7 protein-coding genes are annotated in these 5,188 nt (G+C 59.3%); 5 read left to right on the forward strand and 2 right to left on the reverse strand.

Going from position 1 to position 5,188, the window contains the following annotated elements:
* From L0H65_RS14065 to L0H65_RS14075, 3 genes are all read left to right on the forward strand, one after another.
* Positions 1-607, forward strand: a 607-nt coding sequence (locus L0H65_RS14065) for a HesA/MoeB/ThiF family protein (protein ID WP_301459678.1), incomplete at its 5' end; no start/stop codon positions are given.
* 79 nt (positions 608-686) lie between these two features.
* Positions 687-1,466: a transporter substrate-binding domain-containing protein gene (locus tag L0H65_RS14070; protein WP_301459679.1), complete on the forward strand. Its 780-nt coding sequence runs from the start codon at positions 687-689 to the stop codon at positions 1,464-1,466.
* A gap of 10 nt (positions 1,467-1,476) precedes the next feature.
* Entirely contained in the window at positions 1,477-2,274 is a 798-nt protein-coding gene (locus L0H65_RS14075) for an amino acid ABC transporter permease (protein WP_301459680.1), read from the forward strand.
* Between the two features lie 4 nt (positions 2,275-2,278).
* Here the strand turns inward: L0H65_RS14075 and L0H65_RS14080 are convergent, their stop codons facing one another.
* A complete protein-coding gene (locus L0H65_RS14080; protein ID WP_301459681.1) occupies positions 2,279-3,178 on the reverse strand; it encodes a DMT family transporter in 900 nt (299 codons plus the stop codon).
* Positions 3,163-4,044, reverse strand: a complete 882-nt coding sequence (locus L0H65_RS14085; protein WP_301459682.1) for a LysR family transcriptional regulator — start codon at positions 4,042-4,044, stop codon at positions 3,163-3,165. Before L0H65_RS14085 ends, L0H65_RS14080 begins: the two co-directional genes overlap by 16 nt.
* 216 nt (positions 4,045-4,260) lie before the next feature.
* Between L0H65_RS14085 and L0H65_RS14090 the strand changes: the two genes are divergently transcribed.
* Together L0H65_RS14090 and L0H65_RS14095 are read left to right on the forward strand one after the other, a co-directional pair.
* Positions 4,261-4,749: a hypothetical protein gene (locus L0H65_RS14090; protein ID WP_301459683.1), complete on the forward strand. Its 489-nt coding sequence runs from the start codon at positions 4,261-4,263 to the stop codon at positions 4,747-4,749.
* Between the two features lie 86 nt (positions 4,750-4,835).
* A partial coding sequence (locus L0H65_RS14095; protein ID WP_301459684.1) for a hypothetical protein occupies positions 4,836-5,188 on the forward strand: 353 nt, incomplete at its 3' end.

The following is a 5,188-nucleotide window of genomic DNA, read 5'->3' on the forward strand; positions in this document are numbered from 1 at the left end:
GGCGGCGGGGGTGGGCCGCATCGGGGTGATTGATGACGATCTGGTGGAGAATTCCAACCTGCAACGTCAGGTGATCCATACCGACGGCCGTATCGGACTGCCCAAGGTGCAATCGGCCCTGGTTGCGGTGCAGGCGCTGAACCCGTTCATCGAATTATGTCCCTATCAGCGCAGGCTTGATGGGGCCGCCGCAGATCTGATCGCCGAATATGACCTGATCCTTGACGGCACCGATAATTTCGACACCCGCTATTTGGTGAACCGCTTGGCAGTTTCGTCAGGCAAGCCGTTGATAACAGGCGCAATCACGCAATGGGAAGGCCAACTTGGCCTTTATGATCCCGCCCATGGCGGCCCCTGTTTCCAATGTGTCTTCCCAAACCGCCCCGCCCCCGGCATGGTGCCGACCTGCGCTGAGGCCGGGGTTGCGGCCCCTTTGCCGGGGGTAATCGGCTCCATGATGGCGCTGGAAGCAGTGAAATACCTGACCGGTGCGGGCGACGGCCTGCGCGGGCGTCTGATGATCTATGACGGGCTTTACGGCGAGGCGCGGGTGATAAAGACCCATCGACGTGCGGGATGTGAGGTTTGCGGCCACACGCATTGACTGGACAATCCACACCTGAAAGGTAACGTGACGGCAACAAAACCCCGCCGCCCCTCAACCAATCACGGGAGCCTGACCGATGAAACTGACCGCAACCCTTGGCCTTCTGGCCCTGCTCACCGCTCCGGCCTTCGCCGGTGACTTGCTGGATATGGCGGGGAAAGAGATTACCGTGGTGACCGAAAACGCCTATCCGCCGCTGCAATTCATCAAGGATGGCAAGGCGATTGGCTGGGAATATGACGCGGTGGCCGAAATTGCCCGGCGGCTGAACCTCAAGGTTACTTATGAGAATATCTCATGGGATGCGATGATCCCGGCCGTCTCAGAAGGGCAGTTCGACATGGGAATGACCGGGATCACCATTCGCGACGATCGCAAGGAAAAGGTCGATTTCTCAGACCCTTACATGCGGTCTGAAATGGTCATGCTGGTGCGCGGCGATGAGGAGCGTTTCACTGATGCGAAAAGTTTTGCCGCCAATCCTGACCTGCTGATGGCGGCCCAACCCGGCACCACGCCGTTTTATGTCGGCGTCTATGACATTCTGGACGGGGATGAGGCGAACCCGCGGATCAAGATGTTCGAAACCTTCGGTGCCGGGGTGCAGGCGTTGCGCAATGGCGATGTTGATCTTGCGCTGACCGACAGCACCGGCGGCAATGGCTATGTCGCGGCAAGCAATGGCAAGTTGAAGATCGTCGGCGAAAAGCTTGGGGCAGAAGATTTCGGTTTCATCTTCCCCAAAGGCTCTGCCTTGGTCGCGCCGATCAATGCCGCAATTGCCGCAATGAAGACGGATGGCAGTATCGACGCGCTGAACCAGAAATGGTTTGTCGATTACAGTTTCGACAACTGATCCCGGCCCCGTGCGCAAGACGCCCAGTTCGGAGCATGATTTCCCCTATTGGCTGCTGACCCTGATCGGGGTCGGCATCTATCTGTTTTGGCATGTCTTGTCGGACAACCTCTATTCGCAGGTGCTTGCCACGCTGTCCAAGGGCATCTGGACCACCGTGATGGTGACGGTTGTGGCCTTTGGCATGGCAGCGACGCTCGGCCTTTTGCTGGCAGTGGCAGGTGGGTCACGCTTCCTTCTGGTCCGGCAGGCGGCGCGGCTTTATGTGGAGGTGGTGCGCGGCATCCCGATCATCGTCTTGCTGCTTTATGTGGCCTTCGCGCTTGCCCCGGCTTTGGTGGAATTGTGGAATTTTCTGACGGGATATCTCGGCTTTGACCGGGTGCGCAGCCGTGATTTCTCACTGCTCTGGCGTGCGGTGATTGCATTGACCATCGCCTATTCCGCCTTTCTGGCCGAGGTGTTCCGCGCCGGTTTGGCTTCGGTCGATCCGGGGCAGGTGGAGGCAGCAGAGGCGCTTGGCCTCAGCAAATGGCAGATCTTCCGACTTGTTGTATTTCCGCAGGGTTTTCGGGTGATTTTGCCGCCTTTGGGCAATGATTTTGTTGCAATGGTGAAAGACAGCTCGCTCGTCTCGGTGCTTGGTGTCACCGATATCACCCAGTTGGGCAAGGTTACGGCGGCGGGCAATTTCCGGTATTTCGAAACCTACAATGTGGTCGCACTGGTCTATCTGACGATGACGATCACGCTGTCACTGGCCTTGCGGCGTCTGGAAAAACGGATGCGTCTGGGGCAGGACCGCTGACGGCTCAATCCTCCAGCAGCAGGTAAAGTGCGATCATCGTCATCGCGACCCCGGCCAGCACGCCGAAAGGTGGTGCGCCGCGCCCTAGCGCGATTTCCCACAAGATCACCCAGGCGGGGGTCAGGTAAGTATAGGCCATGACTTTCGATGCGGGCAGCCGCAGGCTGGCATATTGCATGATCACAAAGGTCATCGCACTTGCCGCGATGGAGACATAGGCGAGCGTGATCCACACTATGCCCGGCAGCGCGGCCCAATCGGTCGCGATCAGCGCGGGAAATGACCAGATCGTCAGGATCAGCAACCCTGCGATCATCATGCCGAACGTAAAAACCAGCGCCGGTTCGCCCCGGTTCAATTTGCGGATCATCGGTGCGTAGAGCGCGTGTGAGACACAGCCCCAGAAATAAATCCATTCACCGCGCCCGATGTGGAACTGCCGCAGCGCGGTCCAATCGGCGCGAAAGATCACCCAAGCCGCACCGGCCGCCCCGATCAGCAGCGCCAGCAACATCCGCCGTGTCGTGCGTTGGCGCAGCGTGACCCAGCCGAAACCGGCAGCCATCAGCGGGGTCAGGGTGAAAACGGCAGAGGTGGAAACAGCGGTGGCGGTCTTAAGCCCTTCGAACATCAGCACGAAATAGATCGCAAGCAACAGCCCAAGGATGAGATAGCGCCACGGCGCAACAAAAGCAGAACGCCGGATGCTGCCGGTCGCAAGTGCCGCCGCCCCGACGATGGCACCCGAAAACACAAAGCGCAGTGTCGTCAGCGCCGCTGGGTCGACAAAGGGCGCCGCCATGGAACCGAGCGAGAACGACCCCGCGACAAGTGCGGAAAACAGCAGCATCGCCAGATGGCCGCGCGCCGACTCACTCAGCCGATGGATCAGGCTTTCTGCCATTGCTGCGCCGCCTCTTTCAGGTGGGCCAGAAGGCGCTGGACCTTCAGTGTGCGGTGCAGATCGACATGCGTGACGAGCCAAAGGCTGATGTTCCATTCCGGGCGGGGCGGCATCACCTCGATCAGATCGGGAAAATGCGCAGCGGCAACGCGCGACATGAAGCCAAGGCCGGACCCTGCGGCAATGGCGTCAAAGATCGTCGCCGGCTCCGTGGCGCGAAAACTCAGCGCCTCAGCCGGGACGGTGTTGCGCAGCCATTGGTAGAACGGCGCGCGGTTGTTCAGATCATCATTGCAGACGAATTTATGGTTGGGCAGATCTGCATCACTTTTCGGCAGGCCGAAACGGGCGGCATATTTCGGTGCGGCGTAAAGCGCGTGCTGCAAGGGAATGAACGGTTGCACGACATAATCGGATTCCGACGGTGCAGCACCGGCCCGGATCGCGACATGCGCTTCGCCAAAGTCAAGCCGGAACAGTCGGTAGCCAGTCAGGAACCGGATCGTCAGGCCGGGATAAAGCCGCTGAAAATCGGTGAAACAATCGGCCATGTCGGGGCTGAGATCAGCGATGGAGGTGATGATCAACTCGCCCGATACCGTTTCGCCATGGCCCCGGATGCGGTTGGAAAGCTGGGCGAACTGATCCTCGGTCGCCTGCGCAACCGACAGCAGATCGCGCCCGGCTTCAGTGGCCGTATAGCCGCGCGCATGGCGTTGGAACAGCTTTTCCCCCAACCGCCCTTCCAGTGCGTCAATGTGGCGGATGACGGTGGCATGATGCACGCCAAGCACTGCCGCAGCCCCTGATACCGTGCCAATCCGCGCGACCTGATAGGCGGTCCTGATTTCATCCCAATTTTCCACGCAGTATTCCTGACCCAAGGCCCAACCCAACACTAAATAAGCAGATCATGCTATGGGGGATGATCTTCGATCCGAACCTAGACCAGCGGAAATGAAAGAAAAAGGGCTTCACCCACAAGGCTCAAAGGGTATCTTCGTTCTGTGGCATGTTTCCGGCACTGGCTTGCATTGTCGTGCGATCCGTGTGGAATGCCCGGGGGATACAACGGGTTCGCCATGAAAGTGACTGAAAATCGTCCGGAGCGGCTGGTGTTGTCGCAGGGGGCAAACCGACCTTTGGTGATGTTGGGCGCGTTCTTGTGCGGCTATGCAGGGCTGGCGCTGGCCGATTGGGCCGGTGGTCGCCACATCGGCGCGGGTTTCGGTTTGGTGGCGGCATTGGTCGGGTTTCTGGTGCTGCGCCAATGGTTGCGGCCTGCGGCATTGACCCTCAATGCGAAAACGGGGCAAGCGATCTGGCAAGGGCGGGGCGCGGGTGCCAAAGAACACAGGGCGCAAAGCCTGACATCCTTGCGCGGTGTCGAACTAACGCAGCAAGTGCCGTCCGGCTCGGCAAATGCCGCGCAGGTGATCGCGCGGTTTGAGCAAGAGGATTGGGTTATAGCGACCGAATCCCGCTTTGATGCCGCAGCCCGAAAGGCGGTTGCAACCACGAATGACTGGATTGACGCGCGGCGCGGGCTTGCCAGTGACCGCACAGATTGAACGCGCTGCGCTGATTCCGCACTGGATTGCCGCTATTGCGACCAGCCAATATCTGCTAGGCTGCAATTCCAGCCACGGATGCGCAGATGAAAGTCATCGAACGGACGCCAAATCGGTTGTTTCTGCGCTCCCGGCCGTTGGCGCGAGGATTGGGTCTCATCGCAGGTATGCTGATCTTTGCCGGGATCGCGTTGAACAAACTGTTTGACGGGCAACCCGCCGAGGCCGGAAAACTTGCGATCCTGTTCACAGCATTTGCCCTGCTTTTTGCGTTCTTCGTGAGGATGGAGGTCGTGATCTTTGATCGCTCGGTCGGAACGGTGACGGTGCGCGGCAGATCAGTCTTCGGGGAAAAAACCCAAGTCCTTCCATTAGCCGAAGTTCATCATGCGAAAACCGAGCAGGATTCCAGTTCGACCGATTTGACCAAGATATTGAC

The organism is Pseudorhodobacter sp. (assembly GCF_030452865.1).
Taxonomy (GTDB): domain Bacteria; phylum Pseudomonadota; class Alphaproteobacteria; order Rhodobacterales; family Rhodobacteraceae; genus Pseudorhodobacter.

Bases quoted from the DNA above. Each gene is read 5' to 3' on its own strand.
- L0H65_RS14070 (WP_301459679.1), top strand. From the start codon at position 687: ATGAAACTGACCGCAACCCTTGGCCTTCTGGCCCTGCTCACCGCTCCG.
- L0H65_RS14080 (WP_301459681.1), bottom strand. From the start codon at position 3,178: ATGGCAGAAAGCCTGATCCATCGGCTGAGTGAGTCGGCGCGCGGCCAT.
- L0H65_RS14090 (WP_301459683.1), top strand. From the start codon at position 4,261: ATGAAAGTGACTGAAAATCGTCCGGAGCGGCTGGTGTTGTCGCAGGGG.